The following is a 16,871-nucleotide window of genomic DNA, read 5'->3' as shown; positions in this document are numbered from 1 at the left end:
AGGTCACCTCGCCGCCCGGCGGCCCGGCGACCCACGGCAGCCTCGCCAGCAAGGGCCGCTCCGGCCACCAGCACGGACAGAACCGGGACTGATCGACATGGGACGAGTCACGGAGCGCCGCCGCGTCCTCCGCATCCGCGACGGCGCGGTCAGCGAGCGGCCCGACACGCTCGTCGCCGAGGAGCCGATGGAGATCCGCCTCAACGGCAGGCCGCTCGCCATCACCATGCGCACGCCGGGCGACGACTTCGCGCTCGCCGCGGGCTTCCTCGTCAGCGAGGGCGTCCTCGGCGCGGCGGACGAGCTGCGGAACATCGTGTACTGCGCGGGCGCCACCCAGGACGGCTCGAACACGTACAACGTGGTGGACGTGTCGACCGCACCCGGCGTCGCCATCCCGGACATCACCCTCGAACGGAACGTGTACACGACCTCGTCGTGCGGCCTGTGCGGCAAGGCCAGCCTGGACGCGGTCCGCACGACGGCCCGCTGGGCCGTCGACGACGGCCCCGACCCGCTGCGGCTCACCCCCGAACTCCTCGCGGAGCTTCCCGAACGGCTGCGCGCGGCCCAGCGCGTCTTCGACCGGACCGGCGGCCTGCACGCGGCCGCGCTGTTCTCCGAGGACGGCGAGCTGCTCGACGTACGCGAGGACGTGGGGCGCCACAACGCCGTCGACAAACTGGTGGGGCGAGCCCTGCAGAGCGGCCGCCTGCCGCTGTCCCGGACGGTCCTGCTCGTGTCGGGCCGCGCCTCGTTCGAGCTGGCACAGAAGGCCGTGATGGCGGGCATCCCCGTGCTCGCGGCCGTCTCGGCGCCCTCGGCGCTCGCCGTCGACCTCGCGGCCGAGACGGGGCTCACGCTGGTGGGGTTCCTGCGGGGCGCCTCCATGAACGTGTACGCGGGCGAGCACCGGGTGGCCTTGCAGGCCATGGCCGACCGGGGCTAGGCGGGGCCCCGGGGCCCCGCCCCCGGCTGCGCCCCGCTTGCGGCTGGGGTCACCGCGCTGCGCGCTCGTCCTCAAACGCCGGACGGGCTTGATCCCTGCCGGTTCACGTCCGGCGACTCCACCGCCGCCACCCGCGTCAGCATCTCCGTGAAGCGCGCGCGCTCCTCCTCCGACAACGGCGCCAGGAGGTCGGCGTTGGCCCTCTGGGCGGCGCGGGCGCAGCGCTGGACCGTGCGACGGCCCTCTTCCGTGATCGTCACGGCGTTCTTGCGGCGGTCCTTGGGGTCGGGCGTGCGGTCGACCAGGCCCGCGTCCTGGAGGTCGTTGAGGACGCCGACCATGTCCTTGGGGTCGAGCGACACGCTGCGGCCCAGCTCCGCCTGGGCGACGGGGCCGAGGTCGGCCACGGCGGACAGGACCACGTGGTGCCACATCCGCAGGCCCTCGGCCGCGAGGGCGTCGGCGACCAGGGCGCGGCCGCGGGCGGCGGCGCGGCCGAGCAGCCAGCTGGGCAGGGTGCGGATGGTGGACGGGGCGGGCGGGGTCTCACGCATGGGAGGAGCGTACCGAAGAATCGTTGGACTTCCCCATGAAACTGTGGTTATCGTTGGGCATCCCAATGGTTCTGCCCCGAGGAGACACGCATGCGTCGCGTTCGGTACGACCGGCCCGGAGGCCCGGAGGTCCTGCGGCTCGAAGAGGTGCCCGTGCCCACGCCCGGGCCGGGCGAGCTGCTCGTGCGCGTCGCGGCGGCCGGGGTGACGCTGCCCGTCGTGCGCAAGGTGCGCGAGTCCCCCGAGCCGATACCGCTCGGCGGCGAGATCGCGGGCGAGGTGGCCGGACTCGGCCCGGGCGTCACCGGCTTCGCGCCCGGCGACCGCGTCACCGGGCTGACCTTCGGGCACGGCTACGCCGACTACGCCCTGCTGCACACCGCCATGGCCTCCCCCGTGCCGGACGGCGCGAGCGCGACCGACGCGGTGGCCCTGGTCCGCAGCGGCCTGGTCGCCTACGGCGCGCTCCAGGCGGCGCGGCCCGCGCCCGGCGAGGCCGCGCTGATCACCGGGGCGGCCAGCGGCGTGGGCCATCTGGCGGTGCAGCTGGCCGCGCTCGGCGGCGCCGGGCGGGTGGTGGGCGCCGTGTCGGACCCCGCCAAGGCCGGCTTCGTGCGCTCCCTGGGCGCCACCGAGGTGGTCACGTACGACCGGGAGAGCTGGGGCGAGCCCGTCGACTACTGCCTGGACGCGGTGGGCGGCGAGCTGCTCGCCCCGGCCCTGGCCGCGCTCGCCCCCTTCGGCCGCCTGGTCGCCTACAGCTCGGGCGGCGGCACCGTGCGGGCGTACGACCTGCTCGTCGGCGCCAAGTCCGTGACGGGATTTCAGATGGCACTCATCGCCCGGGGACGCCCGGACACCTACGAGGCGTGGCGCCGGGAGCTGTGGCGGCTGTTCGGGGAGGGCGCGCTGCGGCCCGCCGTGCACGCCGCGTTCCCCCTGGAGGAGGCGGCGGGGGCGCACGAGGCCATCGAGTCCCGCGCCAACCTCGGCAAGGTCGTCCTCGTCCCGTAGCGGCCGACGGAGTGGTCACTCCAGCCGCATTCTCACCCGTTAGGAGGGTTGATTCCGGACCCGCTCGCCCGTATGGCTTCAGCTGCACGCGCGGTTCTTGTGCGGCCCCAGCGGCCCAAGTAGCGTCGGCGCCCCGCACCTTGGACATGGGATGTCCATATGTCCGGTCGATATGGTCACTACGAAGGGCCGCCGAATGCCCCTGAGACACCGCGCACGCCCCAGACCTCCCCGGCTCGACCTCGCCGCACCCCCTGCCCGCCTCCGCACGCCCCGGCGCACCGTCGCCGCGCTGACCACGGCCACCCTCACCGCGCTCGCCCTGCCGTCGGCGCTGAGCGGCTCGGCCGCGGCCGGTGACCGGGCGCTGCCGCCCTTCGAGCAACAGGTCCTCTTCAAGGCTTCCCAGGATCCCGGGTACACCTGCTTCCGTATACCGGCCGTGGTGAAGACGGCGAAGGGCACGCTGCTCGCCTTCGCCGAGGGCCGTGTCAACGACTGCAGCGACGCGGGCGACATCGACCTCGTCCTCAAGCGGTCCCACGACGGCGGCCGCACCTGGGGGCCCATGCAGGTCATCAACGAGGGCGCCGGGAACACCCACGGCAACCCGACGCCGATCGTGGACCGGGACACGGGCCGCGTCGTGCTCGCGGAGACGTACAACACGGGACGCACGGACGGCAAGAACTGCGAGGTGCCGTGCGACCGCACCCCGCACCTCCAGTACAGCGACGACGACGGCGTGACCTGGTCGCCGCCGCGGGACCTGAGCAAGGAGATCCTGCCCGCCGGCTGGAACTCCTGGTATGCGACCGGGCCCGTGCACGGCCTGCAGCTGACCCGCGGCCGCCACAAGGGCCGCCTCGTCTTCGCCGTGAACGCCGAGACGTGGAACGGCAGCCGGGTCACCGCCAACCACGCCGCGCTCATCGTCAGCGACGACGGCGGCGACCGGTGGCGGATCGGCGCCACCGACTCGTACCCCGTGGACGCCGCCGACGGCACGTTCCGGCAGAAGCCGTCGGAGATGACCGTCACCGAGCGTCAGGACGGCTCCATCTACGTCAGCGGGCGCGAACAGGACGGCACCGACCTCGGGCACCGCTCCCACACCGTCAGCCGCGACGGCGGCGACAGCTTCATCGCGCCCTTCCGCCCCCAGCCCGACCTGTACACGCCCCAGGTGCAGGGCTCGACGCTGCGGCTCGGCGACCGGCTCCTGCTCGCCTGCCCGGGCGACCCGGACCGGCGCCGCACCATGACCGTCCGGTCCTCCTACGACGGCGGCCGCACCTGGGACAGCTTCGACCGCGGCACCGTCGTCACCACCGACTGGTCCGGCTACTCGGACATGGTGCAGGCCGACGCCGACCACGTGGGCCTGATGTACGAGGGCGGCCCGGTCGACGCCCGCGACGAGATCCGCTTCGCGCGCTTCACCGAGGACTGGCTGAAGCCGCGGCGCGGCCCCGACCCGCACACGAGCGACTGGGCTCCCGGCGCGCCCGGGGCCGCGGTGCTCGGCGGCGCGCGCCGCACCGACGGCGTCACGGGCGACGCGCTCGCCTTCGACGGCACCGACGACGCGGTACGCCTGCGCTTCAGGCCCCAACTCCCGCTGGGCTCGGGAGACTTCACCCTGTCCCTGTGGTTCCGCTACTCCGCCACCAGCGGGGAGCAGCCGATGCTGTGGATGGGCGGCGTCGGCACGAACCAGCCCCAGGTGTGGCTGCGCGGCGAACCCGCGGCGGGCCGCGTCACCGGTCTGATCACCACCCGTGACGGCGGTACGCCGCCCCGCTCGGCGTCCCTGAGCACCCAGGGCGCGTACAACGACGGCGCGTGGCACCACGCCGTGCTGCGGCGCGCCGACGGGGAGCTCACGCTGTTCGTGGACGACACCGAGCTGTCCCGGCCCGACGTGCCGGGCACGGTCAGCCGCAACTCGCCGTTCGGCGTGCACATCGGGCAGCGCGTCGACAGCCGGGCCCACTTCGCCGGAGCCATCGACGAGGTACGGGTCTTCAAGCGCGCCCTGACCGACGCGGAGGTGGACGGGCTCGCCTCGGTGGCCGACCCCGGCGAGCGGCGGGCCGGCCGGTCCGCTGTGACACCGGACACCGTCGCCTGGCTGCCCATGGACCGCGTGCGCCCGAGGAACTAGCGTCCCGGGCGTGTCCCAAGCCACACGCCCGCTCACCGGTCCGACGGCGGCGAACCGGCAGCGGGGCGGCCCCGGTTCACCCGTGCTGTGGGTCGCCCTGCTGGCGGTGCTCGCCTGCGCGGCCGTGCTCCTGACGGCCCTTCCGGACGACGAGGACGACCGGAAGGGCCCGGCGGCGTGCACGGCCCGCGGCGTGGAGTCCTGGCGCCCCGAGACCGGCCTGACCGACGCGTTCGCCGCGTACGGCGACGACGCGGCGCGCGACGACGACTGGAGCGGCGGCGACGGCACCCACTCGGTGAAGCTGCCCGACGGGCGCGTCCTGTGGCTGTTCTCCGACACCTTCCTCGGCCGGGTGCACCCACCGCCCAACCAGCAGGGCAAGCCGCACAAGTGGCGCGACGGCGGCGCCCCGATGGTCCGCAACTCCGGGGTGGTGACGTCCCGCTCCGGAGCCCTGGAGCGGACCCTGCCCACGCCCCTGTTCGCCGACCCCGCGCCCGGGCAGTGGCGGTGGCCGGTCGCCGCGAAGGTCGAGCCGCGCACGCCGGGCGGCGACGAGCAGGTCGTGCGCGTGCTGCTGTGGACCCGGGCCGCGGGCCCCGCGCCGTGGATCTTCGGGGTGCCCGCCGCCACCGAGGTCGCCACGCTCACCCTGCCCGACCTCGCCCTCGAAGGGATCACGCAGATCTCCGACCAGCGCGGCGTCGCCGACCCCGAGCGGCGGGTGCTGTACGGCACCACCACGGTCGACGACGGCGACTGGACGTACGTCTTCGGCGGCAACGACGCGCAGACCGCCTCGCGCCCCTCCTCGCGCGCCTATGTCGCCCGCGTCCCGCACGGCGGCCTCGGCGACCCCGCGGCCTGGCGCTACTGGGACGGCGGCGACTGGTCGCGCGCCGGGGCGAAGCCGCGCTCGGTGCTCGGCGACGACGACCAGAAGGGGGTCGGCAGCGCGTTCACCGTGGTCCGGGACGGCGGCACGTACGTGCTGTTCACGATGGCGGCGGGGGCGCGGGGCCTGACCACCGTCACGTCGTACTGGGCGTGCTCGCCGAGCGGGCCCTGGTACGGCCCCGCCAAGGGCTTCGCGCCGCCGCTGCCCGCGGACTCGGCCGCGTACAACCCGCAGGCGCACCCCGCCCTGAGCGGCGGCGGCCGCCTCGTCCTGAGCTACGACGTGAACGCGCCGGACGCCACGGCGACGGCGGCGGGGCAGGCGAACGTCAACCGGAACGTGGAGCTGTACCGGCCGCGGTTCGTGACGCTGCGCCTGGCCCGGCCGGAGTGAACTCCTCCAGGTCGTGGGAGCGGCGCTTGGCGATCACCGCGCAGACCATCAGCTGCATCTGGTGGAAGAGCATCAGGGGCAGGACCGCGAGCGAGGCCTGCGCGCCGAACAGGACGCTGGCCATGGGCAGCCCGGCCGCCAGGGACTTCTTCGACCCCGCGAACTGGATGGCGACCCGGTCGGCGCGGTCGAAGCCGAGCCGCTTCGCGCCGTACCAGGTCAGGCTGAGCATCAGCGCGAGCAGCACCGCCTCGAGGCCGAGCAGCGCGGCGAGCCGGGCCGGGGTGACCTGGCTCCAGATGCCGCGCACCATGCCCTGGCTGAACGCGGTGTAGACGACGAGCAGGATCGAGCACCGGTCGATCAGACTCAGGACCTTCTTGTGCCGCGTGACGAAGCCCCCGATCCAGCGCCGCAGCACCTGCCCGGCGAGGAACGGCACGAGCAGCTGGAGCACGATCTTCACGAACGCGTCGGCGGAGAAGCCGCCGCCGGTGTCGGCGAGCAGCCAGGCCACGAGCAGCGGGGTGAGCACCACCCCGGCGAGGGAGGAGAACGTGCCCGCGCAGATCGCCGCGGGCACGTTGCCGCGCGCCAGCGAGGTGAAGGCGATCGACGACTGGATCGTCGAGGGCACCAGGGTCAGGAACAGGAAGCCGCTGTAGAGCGCGGGCGTCAGGACGTGCGGCACGAGTCCCTTGGCGGCGAGGCCGAGCAGCGGGAACACCAGGAACGTGCACAGCAGCACGGTGAGGTGCAGCCGCCAGTGCCGCAGCCCGTCCAGCGCCTCCCGGGTCGAGAGGCGGGCGCCGTAGAGGAAGAACAGCAGCGCGACGGCCGTGGTGGAGGCCCCGGACGCGACGTCGGCCGCGGTGCCCCGGGCGGGCAGGAGCGCGGCGAGGCCGACGGTGGCGAGCAGCACCGCGATGAAGGGGTCGACCGGCATCCACGACGGCCAGGACGGGCGTTTCACAGGGCTCCGTGCTCTCGGGGTCTCGGTTCTTCGGGCCCGTCCACGGGCCGGACCCGGTACGTGCCCTCTCCATGGTCCTCCTCTTCCACGTCATCGGGAATCCCGTAGACCGCTCTGACTGTCATCACGTACCGCGATAACCTGGCGGGGTGTACGACCCCGCTCAGCTGCGTACGTTCCTCGCGGTGGCCCAGACGTTGAGCTTCACGCAGGCCGCGCGGCGGCTCGGCCTGCGCCAGTCGACGGTCAGCCAGCACGTGCGGCGCCTGGAGGACGCGACCGGGCGGCCGCTGTTCGCGCGGGACACGCACCGCGTGGAGCTGACCGAGGACGGCGAGGCGATGCTCGGCTTCGCGCGCCGCATCCTGGAGGTGCACGAGCAGGCCACGGCGCACTTCACCGGCGCCCGCCTCGGCGGGCGGCTGCGCTTCGGCGCGTCCGAGGACTTCGTCCTGACCCGGCTCACCGACATCTTGCAATCCTTCCGGCACGAGCACCCGGAGGTCGACCTGGAGCTGACGGTCGAGCTGTCCGGCACGCTGCACGAGCGCCTGGACGCGGGCAAGCTCGACCTCGTCCTCGCCAAGCGGCGCCCGAAGGACCCGCGCGGCGAACTGGTCTGGCACGACGACCTGGTGTGGATCGGTGCGCCGCGGCTGCGCCTGGACCCGGGGCGCCCGGTGCCGCTGATCGTGTACCCGCCGCCGGGCATCACCCGGGCGCTCGCGCTGCGGGCCCTGGAGGACAGCGGCCGCCCCTGGCGGATCGCCTGCACCAGCGGCAGCCTGAACGGCCTGGTGGCCGCCGCGCGCGCCGGGCTCGGCGTGATGGCGCACTCGCGCGGCCTGGTCCCGCCCGGCCTGGTGCGGGTCTCCGACCGGCTCGGCCTGCCGGAGCTCGGCGCGGTGGACTTCGTCCTGCGGCACGGCGAGCGGCGCCCGGCCGCACCGGGCACCCACACGGCGGCGGACGCGCTCGCGGCGGCGATCCTGGCGGGCGGGGACCGGTTGCAGCGCGGGCGCGCCTAGCGCGTGGGCTGGTACGTCAGCTGCTTCACCCGGCGCAGGAACGGCGTCGTCTCCACGTGCTGGACGCCCTCCAGGCGGCCGATCTTCCCGCTGAGGTAGGCGTACAGACTCGCCGTGTCCTTGGCGACGGCCGTCGCCACCAGGTTGGAGGGGCCGGCCGTGGCGGCGGCGTAGGCGATCTCGTGGTGTCCGGCCAGGGCCTTGCCGACGGCGTGCAGGGCGGCGGGCGCGGCGGTGATCCACAGGACCGCGCCGGTGTGGTAGCCGAGGGCCTCGGCGCTGTACTCGATGTCGACGTAGACCGCCCGGGACTCCAGGAGCGCGGTCAGACGGCGCTTGACCGTGGACTCCGAGAGGCCGGTGGCGCGCTGGAGTTCGGGGTATCCGGCACGGCCGTCCGCTTCGAGCGCGGCCACCAGGGGTTCGTCCTCCGGCGCGATCCGGACCGGCCCCTCGGACCGCTCGGGGAGCTTCGGCGTCAGCGCCGCGAGCTCCGCGGCGCTCAGCGGCGCGAGCTTGCCCAGCCAGCCGCACGGCCCGCCGAAGAACGTGTGCAGGAGCTGGTGCGCGCGGATCTCCACGATGTGCGGGGTGCGCGGCAGCTTGCCGAGCAGCAGGTCGTGATCGCCCTGGGTGCGGGGCTTGGTCATGCACAGGACCTCCGTACCGCCGGAGGCCAGGCCCACCCAGAACGTGTCGGGGCGGCGGGCGAGCGCGTGCGCGATGGTCTGCGCGCCGTCCGGCGCGCAGCGCAGCCGGAGCATCCAGTGGTCCTGGCCGAGCCGCTCGGCGTTGCGCAGCACCACGACGCGGAGCCCGACCTCGGCGGTGAGCCGCCGGAAGCGGCGCGCGATGGTCTGGTCCGAGACGCCGAGCACCGCCGCGATCTTGCTGAACGGCGCGCGCCCGTCGGTCTCCAGGGCCTGGAGCAGCTTCTGGTCCAGTGCGTCGAGTATGGAGGATTCCATCGTCATGCACCCCTGAGATGTCGGATACCGCCGCCGTGCGGCCCATGGCCGTCACGATCGTCCGGCCGTCACGGATCGTACGGCATCGGAGCCACCGCCCGGTGGCGTACGGACCAGGGAACGGGAGTAAGACCATGCGCTCATGGGGGCCGTTGACGGCGGTGTGCCTGGGCACGTTCATGCTGCTGCTCGACGTGACGATCGTGGTCGTGGCGCTGCCCGACATGGCGCGGGCGCTCGACGCCTCGCTCAGCGATCTGCAGTGGGTCATCGACGGTTACGCGCTCGCGCTCGCCGCGCTGCTGCTCGGCATCGGCGCCGCCGCCGACGTGGTCGGGCACCGGCGCGTCCAGCTCGCGGGCACCGTCGTCTTCGCGGTCGCCTCGCTCGGCTGCGGGCTCGCGGCCGACGCGCAGCTGCTGGTGGCGGCGCGCGCGGTGCAGGGCCTCGGGGCCGCCGCGATGTTCGCCACGACGCTGCCGCTGCTCGGCGCCGCCTACCAGGGCAAGGAGCGCTCGGTGGCGCTCGGCCTGTGGGGCGCGGTGAGCGGTGCCGCCGCCGCGCTCGGGCCGATCGTCGGCGGGCTGCTCACCGAGGGGCCGGGCTGGCGCTGGATCTTCTTCGTCAACCTGCCGGTGAGCGTGGCCGCGGTGTGGCTGACGCTGCGCGCGGTGCCGCCGTCGCGCGGGCGCGCGGAGCGGCGCGTGGACTGGGCGGGCACGGCGACGTTCGCGCTGTTCGCGGGCGCGCTCACGTTCGGCGTGGTGCGGGCGTCGACGGTCGGCTGGGCCTCGGCGCGCACCGGGGTGACGCTCGCGGTGGCGGCGCTCGCGCTGCTCGCCTTCGTCGTGGTGGAGCGCCGCGCCGCGTATCCGCTGCTCGATCTGCGGCTGCTGCGCAAGCCCGCGTTCACCGGGGTCCTGATCGGCGCGATCGGCTACAACGCGGCCGCGTTCGGCGTGATCCCGTACCTCTCGATCTGGCTGCAGACGGTGCTCGGCATGAGCCCGGTGCACGGCAGCCTGGTCCTGGTGCCGCTGTCGGCCACGTCGTTCGTGGTGGCGGCGGTCGGCGGGCGCCTGCTGCACGGGGTGCCGGGGCGGTACGTCATCGGCGTCGGGCTGCTCCTGATCGGCGCGGGCGGCCTGGCGATGGCGGTACTCGACGCGGGCTCGTCCTGGGGCGCGCTCGTGCCGGGCCTGGTGCTCGCGGGCGTCGGCATCGGTCTGGTCTCGCCGGGGCTCGCGGGCGCCGCGCTCGCCGCGGTGCCCCCGCGCGACGCGGGCATGGCGGGCGGCGCGGTGAACACCTTCCGGCAGCTCGGCTACGCCCTCGGCGTCGCCGTCTTCGGCACGGTCCTGACCTCGCGGATGCAGGACGCGCTCGGCCACGACGCGGCACACACCGTGGCGGGCGGCGGGGCGGCGGCCGTCCGGGGCGCGATCTCCGAGCACAGCGTGCGCGAGGCGTTCGCGTCCGGGCTCAACGGCGCCTCGCTCACGGCGGGGATCACCGGCCTCGTGGCGGGGGTCGCGGTCCTCGTGATGGTCCGGACCAAGCGGACGGCCGACGCAGGTCAGGGGCCCGCCGAGTCCGAACGGACGGTCGAGGGCACGCCCGCGAAGCAGCTCCAGGCGTAACTTCCGCGTACAGATTCGGTGGAGATTACCCCACCGAAACTTACTCATCCGTCAGGAAACTGTCCGGCCCTTCCCCTTGTGGCCGCATTTCACCGGCTGACCTGTGACGATCGTGCCAGTTGGCCCGTTCCCCACCCCCCTCCCGGAAGGGACTGGGGTGGGGTACCGTCACCGGCGCTGTGCGGAGCGCCACAAGGAGCACCATTGCGCGAGTTCACGAACCCTCCCCTGGCGTCGGCTCCCAAGGTGGGCGGCCTTGCCGACGCCGTCTTCGACCATGCCCTGGAGGATCCGGTCCGCGTCGTGCTCGGGCGCAAGGGCGACGACGGCGTCTGGCGGGACGTGACCTCGGCGCAGTTCCGCGACGAGGTCCTCGCGCTCGCCAAGGGGCTGCTCGCCCAGGGCGTGCGCTTCGGGGACCGGGTCGCCATCATGTGCCGCACCCGCTACGAGTGGACGCTGTTCGACTTCGCCCTGTGGACGGTCGGCGCGCAGGTCGTCCCCGTCTATCCGACGTCGTCGGCCGAGCAGGTGTTCTGGATGCTGCACGACGCGCAGGTCACCGCGGCCATGGTCGAGCACGAGGACCACGCGATGACGATCGGCTCGGTCGTGGACCGCCTTCCGCTGCTCCGCTGTCTGTGGCAGCTCGACGGGGACGCGGTGCGCGAGCTCGGCGAGGCGGGCCGCGACCTGGACGACGAGGTGGTGCACCGCCACCGCCGCGCGGTCACGCCCGACTCCGTCGCCACCGTGATCTACACCTCCGGCACCACGGGCCGCCCCAAGGGCTGTGTGCTCACCCACGCGAACTTCATGTTCGAGGTGGACACGGTCATCCGGCGCTGGGAGCCGGTGTTCCACTCCAAGCGCGGCGACGAGGCGTCCACGCTGCTGTTCCTGCCGCTCGCGCACGTCTTCGGCCGCATGGTGCAGGTGGCGGCGGTGCGCGGCCGGGTCAAGCTGGGGCACCAGCCGAGCCTCACCGCGGCGGCGCTGCTCCCGGACCTGGCCGCGTTCCGGCCCACCTTCTTCCTCGCCGTGCCGTACATCTTCGAGAAGGTCTTCAACGCGGCCCGGCGCAAGGCCGAACGGGAGGGCAGGGCGGGCCCGTTCGACAAGGCCGTCGAGGTGGCCGTGAAGTACGCCGACGCGATGGAGGCCAAGGCCTTCGGCACCGGGCCAGGACCCTCGGCGGGCCTGCGGATGCAGCACCAGCTCTTCGACAAACTGGTGTACGCCAAGGTGCGCGAGGCGATGGGCGGCCGGGTGCGGCACGCGATGTCCGGCGGCTCGGGCATGGACCGGCGCCTCGGCCTGTTCTTCGCGGGCGCGGGCGTCACCGTCTTCGAGGGCTACGGCCTCACCGAGTCCTCGGCCGCCGCGACCGCCAACCCGCCCGAGCGCACCCGCTACGGCACGGTCGGCCAGGCCGTCCCGGGCACGACCGTGCACATCGCGGACGACGGCGAGGTGTGGCTGCGCGGCCCCCACGTCTTCCAGGGCTACCTCAACGACCCCAAGGCCACCGACGCGGCCCTGCACGATGGCTGGCTCGCCACCGGTGACCTGGGCGCCCTCGACGAGGACGGCTACCTCACGATCACCGGCCGCAAGAAGGAGATCCTGGTGACCTCCGGCGGCAAGAGCGTGTCCCCCGCCCAGCTGGAGGAGCGGGTGCGCGACCATCCGCTGGTCGCGCAGTGCATCGTCGTCGGCAACGACCGCCCGTACGTCGCGGCGCTCGTCACCCTGGACGCGGAGGCCGTCGACCACTGGCTCGCCCTGCGCGACAAGCCCCCGCTCGCCCTGGCCGACCTGGTGCGCGAACCGGACCTGGAGACCGAGGTGCGGCGCGCGGTGGTCGCCGCCAACACCCTGGTCTCGCAGGCCGAGTCGATCCGGACGTTCCGGATCCTGGCGCACCAGTTCACCGAGGAGCACGGCCTGCTCACGCCCTCCCTCAAGCTGAAGCGCAAGGCCATCGAGCAGGCGTACGCGGACGAGGTCGCGGCGCTGTACCCCTGACGGACCGGTCCGGTGGGCCCGTGGCGGCCCGCCGGTGGGTCACGGGTCAGCCGATCGAGACGCGCAGGATCTTGTCCGCGCCGTCGGGCCGGCCGCCGTTGTTGTCGGCGTTGGTCGTGGACAGCCACAGCGCCTGCGCGCCGGGCACGGCCGTCACCGCGCGCAGGCGGCCGTACCGGCCGACGTAGAACGCCTTGGCGGAGCCGACGTTCTCGTTGTCGGCGTTGATGGGGACGCGCCACAGGCGCTCGCCCTTGAGGGCCGCCATGTAGACCGCCCCGTCCACGACGGCGACGCCGCTCGGCGAGGCCTCGGCGACGCCCCAGGTCTGCTTGGGGTTGGTCATCCCGGACACGTTGCAGGTGCCCTCGCAGGTGGGCCAGCCGTAGTTCTTGCCGGGCTTGATGAGGTTCAGCTCGTCCCTGGTGGCGTCGCCGAGCTCGGCCTCCCACAGGCGGCCCTGCGGGTCGAAGGCGATGCCCTGCGGATTGCGGTGGCCCAGGCTGTAGACGAGCGTGCCGAAGGGGTTGCCGGGGGCGGGCTCGCCGTCCCGGGTCAGGCGCAGGATCTTGCCGTTGAGGGAGTTCTTGTCCTGGGCGAGGTTGCGGTCCTGGGCGTCGCCCGTGGTGGCGTAGAGATGGCCGTCGGGGCCGAAGGCGAGGCGGCCGCCGTTGTGGTACTTGGCCTTCTTGATGCCCTTGACCAGGACCGTGTAGCCGCCGAGCGAGGAGCCGTCGTAGGTCATGCGGGCGATGCGGTTGCCCTCGGCCGCGGTGTGCATGACGTACACGTAGTGGTTGGACGCCCACTGCGGGTCGACGGCGACGCCCATGAGGCCGCCCTCGCCGCCGGTGGTCTGCGCCTCCGGCACCGTGCCGAGCTGCTTCTTCGTGGCCCCGTCGGCCGACACCGACCAGACGCGGAAGTCGTCCCGCTCGGTGACGAGCGCGGACTTGCCGTCGGGGAGCCAGGAGGTGCCCCACGGTATGGTCCAGCCGTTCGAGACGGTCTTGACGCCGGTGGGCTCATCGGCCGGGGCGGGCGGCGCGGCCGCCGCCGAGGGGACGTGGGTCACGAGTCCCGCGGTGAGGACGGCGGTGGCCGCCAGGACCACGCTCCGGACGGTCGGCCTGCTGGTGCCGTGCATGGGTGCCTCCTGTGGGCCGGGGGGGGGGTGGGAGATGCCGGTACGACGCGTCAGACGAGCTGGTAGGCGCGCAGGTCGGACAGGAGCATGTAGGTGTCCCGGATCGAGCCGGAGGTGTCGCCGAGGGAGCGGTAGATGCCCCACTTGGGCCGCACCCGGTCGGCGAGGAAGGTGTCCACGCCGGACGCCTCCCGGTCGACGACCGTCGTGCCGCCGCTCATGAGGATCCAGCGCACGGAGCCCGCCGAGCCGTCGCCGATCGTGATCCGGAAGTCGACATCGGTCCACCGGTCGTGCAGCGGTTCCAGGGCCGTGCGGCCGACGAGGACGTCCTGCCCGAAGACCTTCAGTTCGATGGTCTGGTCGCCGCCGGAGCGGCGCAGGGACTGCACGACGAGCGGCGCGCTGCCCGTGCCGGGCTGCTTCATCTGCATGATGTGCGTGAACGTCGTGGTCGCCCGCAGCGAACTCGGCAGGAACATGCGGTAGGTGACCCGCCAGGTCTCGCCCCGCCGCCACTTCAGGTAGGTGTCGCCGGTGCGGCAGCCGGTGACCTCCTGGCGCTGGCGGTCGGTGCTGGTGTCGCGGTCGACGGTGTGGAGGGCGAAGCGGAAGGTGTCGCCCTCGGCGGAGATGTGCGGCGCGGCCTCGGGGTGCGAGTCGGCGCGGTCGTCCTCCAGGGTCTCGAAGGCGCGGGTCCCGACCTCGCGGGCGGACGGCGCCCAGCGCAGCTGCCATGCGACGGCGGCCGCTCCGGCGGGCGGCGCTCCGGCGGCCGTGGCGGCCGCGCCGAGTGCCGCGCCCAGGACGGCCCTTCGCGACGGGGTCATGCCCGGCTCACCTCTGTTTCCGCAGCTGTTCGTTCATGAGCAGGAAGGCGCCGAGCCCGTGGAAGTCGTTGGTCCGACGGGGCCGGGCGACGTAGAAGGCGTAGTCGCCGACGTTCGTGCCGATGGAGATGTCGGTGAGGTCGGTCAGCCCGTCGGGGCCGCGCGAGATCTTCTCCAGGACCCCTTGATGGCCGCGCCGGGCAACCTCGCGGTACGACGCGGAGACGTAGCCCTTCTCGGCGGCGCGCGCGAGGGCGTAGGTGAACATGCTGGAACAGGACGTCTCGGTCCAGTTCCCTTCCCGGCCCCCCTTGTCGGCGACCTGGAACCAGCGGCCGGTGGCCGGGTCCTGGGTGCGCGCGATGCCCGCCGCGAGCTTCCGCACGGTGCGCAGGAGCTCCTCGCGGCCCGGCCGGTCCTTCGCCGTGGCGTCGAGGACGTTGACGGCGGCCATCGCGTACCAGCCGATGGCCCGGCACCACTGCTCGGGGGCACGCCCCGTCTCCTTGTCGGCCCAGGCCGCGGTGCGCGACTCGTCGAAGGCGTGCTGGAACAGGCCGTTGTCCGCCTGGAGGTGGCGGGCGTAGGTGTTCAGCTGCGCGACGGCCTCGCGGTCGGCGTACGCCTCGTCGTCGAACTCCGCGCCGTACTCGACGAGGAACGGCGTCACCATGTAGACACCGTCCGACCAGAGCTGGTGCGCGCGGCTCGCGGCGTCGGCGTGCCAGAAGCCGCCGTCGGCGGTGCGCGGGTAGGCCTTGAGGCGCTCCCGGATCGTGCGCGCGGCGATCCGGTAGCGGTCCTCGCCCGTCTCGTGGTGCAGGATCACCAGGAGCCGCCCCGCCTGCATGCTGTCGAGGCTGGTGAACTTCTGCGCGGTGTTCCCGTCCTGGTCGACGAACCGGTCGACGTACGCCTTCACATACGTCAGATAGCGCGCGTCGCCGGTGCGCAGATACGTGCGGTACTGGCCGTAGAGGTAGAGCCCGACGGGGTACGACCAGCCGCCGATGGACGTCGGTGTGTGGCGGGCCATGGTGGATTCGACGAGGGCCACGGACCAGTCCTCGGCCGTGCGCGTCGTGGTGGGGGCGGCCGGGGTCGCGGGGGCGGTCCCCACGAGGCCCGCCAGGGCGAGGGCGCACGCCGCCACGGACAGGGCGGGACGTTTCATGATGCTCCTTCGCGGTAGGCGTAGTCGGCCGCGGTCCGCGCGGGCCGGCGCGCGGCGTCGACGAGGGCCCGCACGATCCCGTGGTCGGGCGAGTGCCGGCAGGCGGGGTCCGTGCGGGCGGCGTCACCCGTCAGGGCGTACGCCTGGCAGCGGCAGCCGCCGAAGTCGACCGTCCGCAGCTCGCAGGAGCGGCAGGGCTCGGGCATCCAGGCCTCGCCCCGGTAGCGCGTGAAGGCGGGCGAGGACCGCCAGATCCAGTCGAGCCGCCGCTCCCGCACGCTGGGGGCGGCCGCGCCGAGCAGCTCGGCGGCGGCCGGGCAGGGCAGGACCGTGCCGTCGGGCGCGACGGTCAGGGACACCGCGCCCCAGCCGCCCATGCAGGGCTTGGCGGTGGCGTCGACGTAGTCGGGGGCCACCCACACCAGCTCCATGCGCCCGGTGAGGTCGGCCCGCCACCGCTCGACGGTGCGGCGGGCGCGGGCCACCTGCTCGGGGTGCGGCAGGAGCGCGTCGCGGTTGCGCAGGGCCCAGCCGTAGAACTGGGTGTTGGCGAGCTCGACGCGCTCCGCGCCCCAGGCCAGGCCGAGTTCGACGAGGGAGTCGAGCGCGTCCAGGTTGGCGCGGTGCAGGACCACGTTCAGGCCGAGCGGCAGTCCGGCGTCGCGGACCACGCGGGCCGCCCGCTCCTTGGCGGCGGACGCCCGCGCCCCGGCGATGCGCCGGGCGGCGCCCGGGTCGGTGTGCTGCACGGACAGCTGCACGCTGCGCAGGCCCGCGGCCACGAGGGCGGCGAGCCGGGCCTCGTGCAGGCCGACGCCGCTGGTGACGAGCTGGGTGTGGATCCCCGCGCCGTCGGCGGCGGCCACGATGTGCGGCAGATCGCGGCGCAACAGCGGCTCGCCGCCGGACAGATGGGTCTGGACGACGCCCAGGTCACCGGCCTGACGGAAGACGTCGGCCCACTCCGCCCCGGACAGCTCGGCTGACCGACCAACCAGTTTGGTCGGGTTGGAGCAGTAGGAGCAGCGCAGCGGACAGCCGTGCGTGAGCTCGGCGAGCAGGGCCCAGGGGGGCTCCGGGGGCGGGGGCGGGGCGGAGTCCCGGG

At 73.9% G+C, this 16,871-nt stretch carries 14 protein-coding genes; 7 read left to right on the top strand and 7 right to left on the bottom strand.

The features are described 5' to 3' along the window. The first annotated feature begins 97 nt into the window (after window positions 1-97). Window positions 98-949 (top strand): formate dehydrogenase accessory sulfurtransferase FdhD, encoded by an 852-nt coding sequence (gene fdhD, locus MQV74_RS32675; protein ID WP_242726088.1) that lies wholly within the window; start codon window positions 98-100, stop codon window positions 947-949. Between the two features lie 71 nt (window positions 950-1,020). On the opposite strand, the gene MQV74_RS32670 is transcribed toward fdhD, so the two are convergent. After that, window positions 1,021-1,503 (bottom strand): MarR family winged helix-turn-helix transcriptional regulator, encoded by a 483-nt coding sequence (locus tag MQV74_RS32670; protein WP_242726086.1) that lies wholly within the window; start codon window positions 1,501-1,503, stop codon window positions 1,021-1,023. A 90-nt stretch (window positions 1,504-1,593) separates the two neighbouring features. Here MQV74_RS32670 and MQV74_RS32665 point away from each other — a divergent pair, with 90 nt between their 5' ends. From MQV74_RS32665 to MQV74_RS32655, 3 genes are all read left to right on the top strand, one after another. Beyond that, complete coding sequence (locus tag MQV74_RS32665; protein ID WP_242726084.1) at window positions 1,594-2,517, top strand: quinone oxidoreductase family protein; 924 nt, start codon at window positions 1,594-1,596, stop codon at window positions 2,515-2,517. 196 nt (window positions 2,518-2,713) lie between these two features. After that, the gene (locus MQV74_RS32660; protein WP_242726082.1) at window positions 2,714-4,684 is read left to right on the top strand and encodes a sialidase family protein; all 1,971 of its coding nucleotides are present in this window, start codon (window positions 2,714-2,716) and stop codon (window positions 4,682-4,684) included. A gap of 10 nt (window positions 4,685-4,694) precedes the next feature. Next, entirely contained in the window at window positions 4,695-5,978 is a 1,284-nt protein-coding gene (locus tag MQV74_RS32655) for a DUF4185 domain-containing protein (RefSeq protein WP_374120727.1), read from the top strand. Here MQV74_RS32655 and MQV74_RS32650 read toward each other — a convergent pair. Next, window positions 5,914-6,951, bottom strand: coding sequence for a bile acid:sodium symporter family protein (locus MQV74_RS32650; RefSeq protein WP_242726080.1), 1,038 nt, complete (start codon window positions 6,949-6,951; stop codon window positions 5,914-5,916). The two genes, MQV74_RS32655 and MQV74_RS32650, sit on opposite strands and share 65 nt — an antisense overlap. A gap of 149 nt (window positions 6,952-7,100) precedes the next feature. Between MQV74_RS32650 and MQV74_RS32645 the strand changes: the two genes are divergently transcribed. After that, the gene (locus MQV74_RS32645) at window positions 7,101-7,979 is read left to right on the top strand and encodes a LysR substrate-binding domain-containing protein (protein WP_242726078.1); all 879 of its coding nucleotides are present in this window, start codon (window positions 7,101-7,103) and stop codon (window positions 7,977-7,979) included. Here the strand turns inward: MQV74_RS32645 and MQV74_RS32640 are convergent. Continuing rightward, complete coding sequence (locus tag MQV74_RS32640) at window positions 7,976-8,953, bottom strand: Lrp/AsnC family transcriptional regulator (RefSeq protein WP_242726076.1); 978 nt, start codon at window positions 8,951-8,953, stop codon at window positions 7,976-7,978. The genes MQV74_RS32645 and MQV74_RS32640 overlap by 4 nt on opposite strands. Before the next feature lie 128 nt (window positions 8,954-9,081). Between MQV74_RS32640 and MQV74_RS32635 the strand changes: the two genes are divergently transcribed. Next, window positions 9,082-10,587, top strand: coding sequence for an MFS transporter (locus tag MQV74_RS32635; protein ID WP_242726074.1), 1,506 nt, complete (start codon window positions 9,082-9,084; stop codon window positions 10,585-10,587). Between the two features lie 204 nt (window positions 10,588-10,791). After that, complete coding sequence (locus tag MQV74_RS32630; RefSeq protein ID WP_242726072.1) at window positions 10,792-12,615, top strand: AMP-dependent synthetase/ligase; 1,824 nt, start codon at window positions 10,792-10,794, stop codon at window positions 12,613-12,615. A gap of 46 nt (window positions 12,616-12,661) precedes the next feature. Here the strand turns inward: MQV74_RS32630 and MQV74_RS32625 are convergent, their stop codons facing one another. From MQV74_RS32625 to pqqE, 4 genes are read right to left on the bottom strand one after another with little or no spacing between them, the layout of a single operon-like run. Further along, on the bottom strand, window positions 12,662-13,762 hold the full coding sequence (locus MQV74_RS32625) for a PQQ-dependent sugar dehydrogenase (RefSeq protein ID WP_242726070.1): 1,101 nt from the start codon (window positions 13,760-13,762) through the stop codon (window positions 12,662-12,664). Window positions 13,763-13,812: 50 nt separating this feature from the next. After that, window positions 13,813-14,592: a polysaccharide lyase gene (locus MQV74_RS32620; RefSeq protein WP_242726068.1), complete on the bottom strand. Its 780-nt coding sequence runs from the start codon at window positions 14,590-14,592 to the stop codon at window positions 13,813-13,815. Window positions 14,593-14,599: 7 nt separating this feature from the next. Next, entirely contained in the window at window positions 14,600-15,766 is a 1,167-nt protein-coding gene (locus MQV74_RS32615) for a glycoside hydrolase family 88/105 protein (protein ID WP_242726066.1), read from the bottom strand. After that, complete coding sequence (pqqE, locus tag MQV74_RS32610) at window positions 15,763-16,827, bottom strand: pyrroloquinoline quinone biosynthesis protein PqqE (protein WP_374120807.1); 1,065 nt, start codon at window positions 16,825-16,827, stop codon at window positions 15,763-15,765. Before pqqE ends, MQV74_RS32615 begins: the two co-directional genes overlap by 4 nt. Window positions 16,828-16,871: the final 44 nt, after the last annotated feature.

The organism is Streptomyces sp. AN091965 (assembly GCF_022698285.1).
Classification (GTDB): domain Bacteria; phylum Actinomycetota; class Actinomycetes; order Streptomycetales; family Streptomycetaceae; genus Streptomyces.
This window is presented reverse-complemented; position numbering and strand designations above follow the sequence as displayed.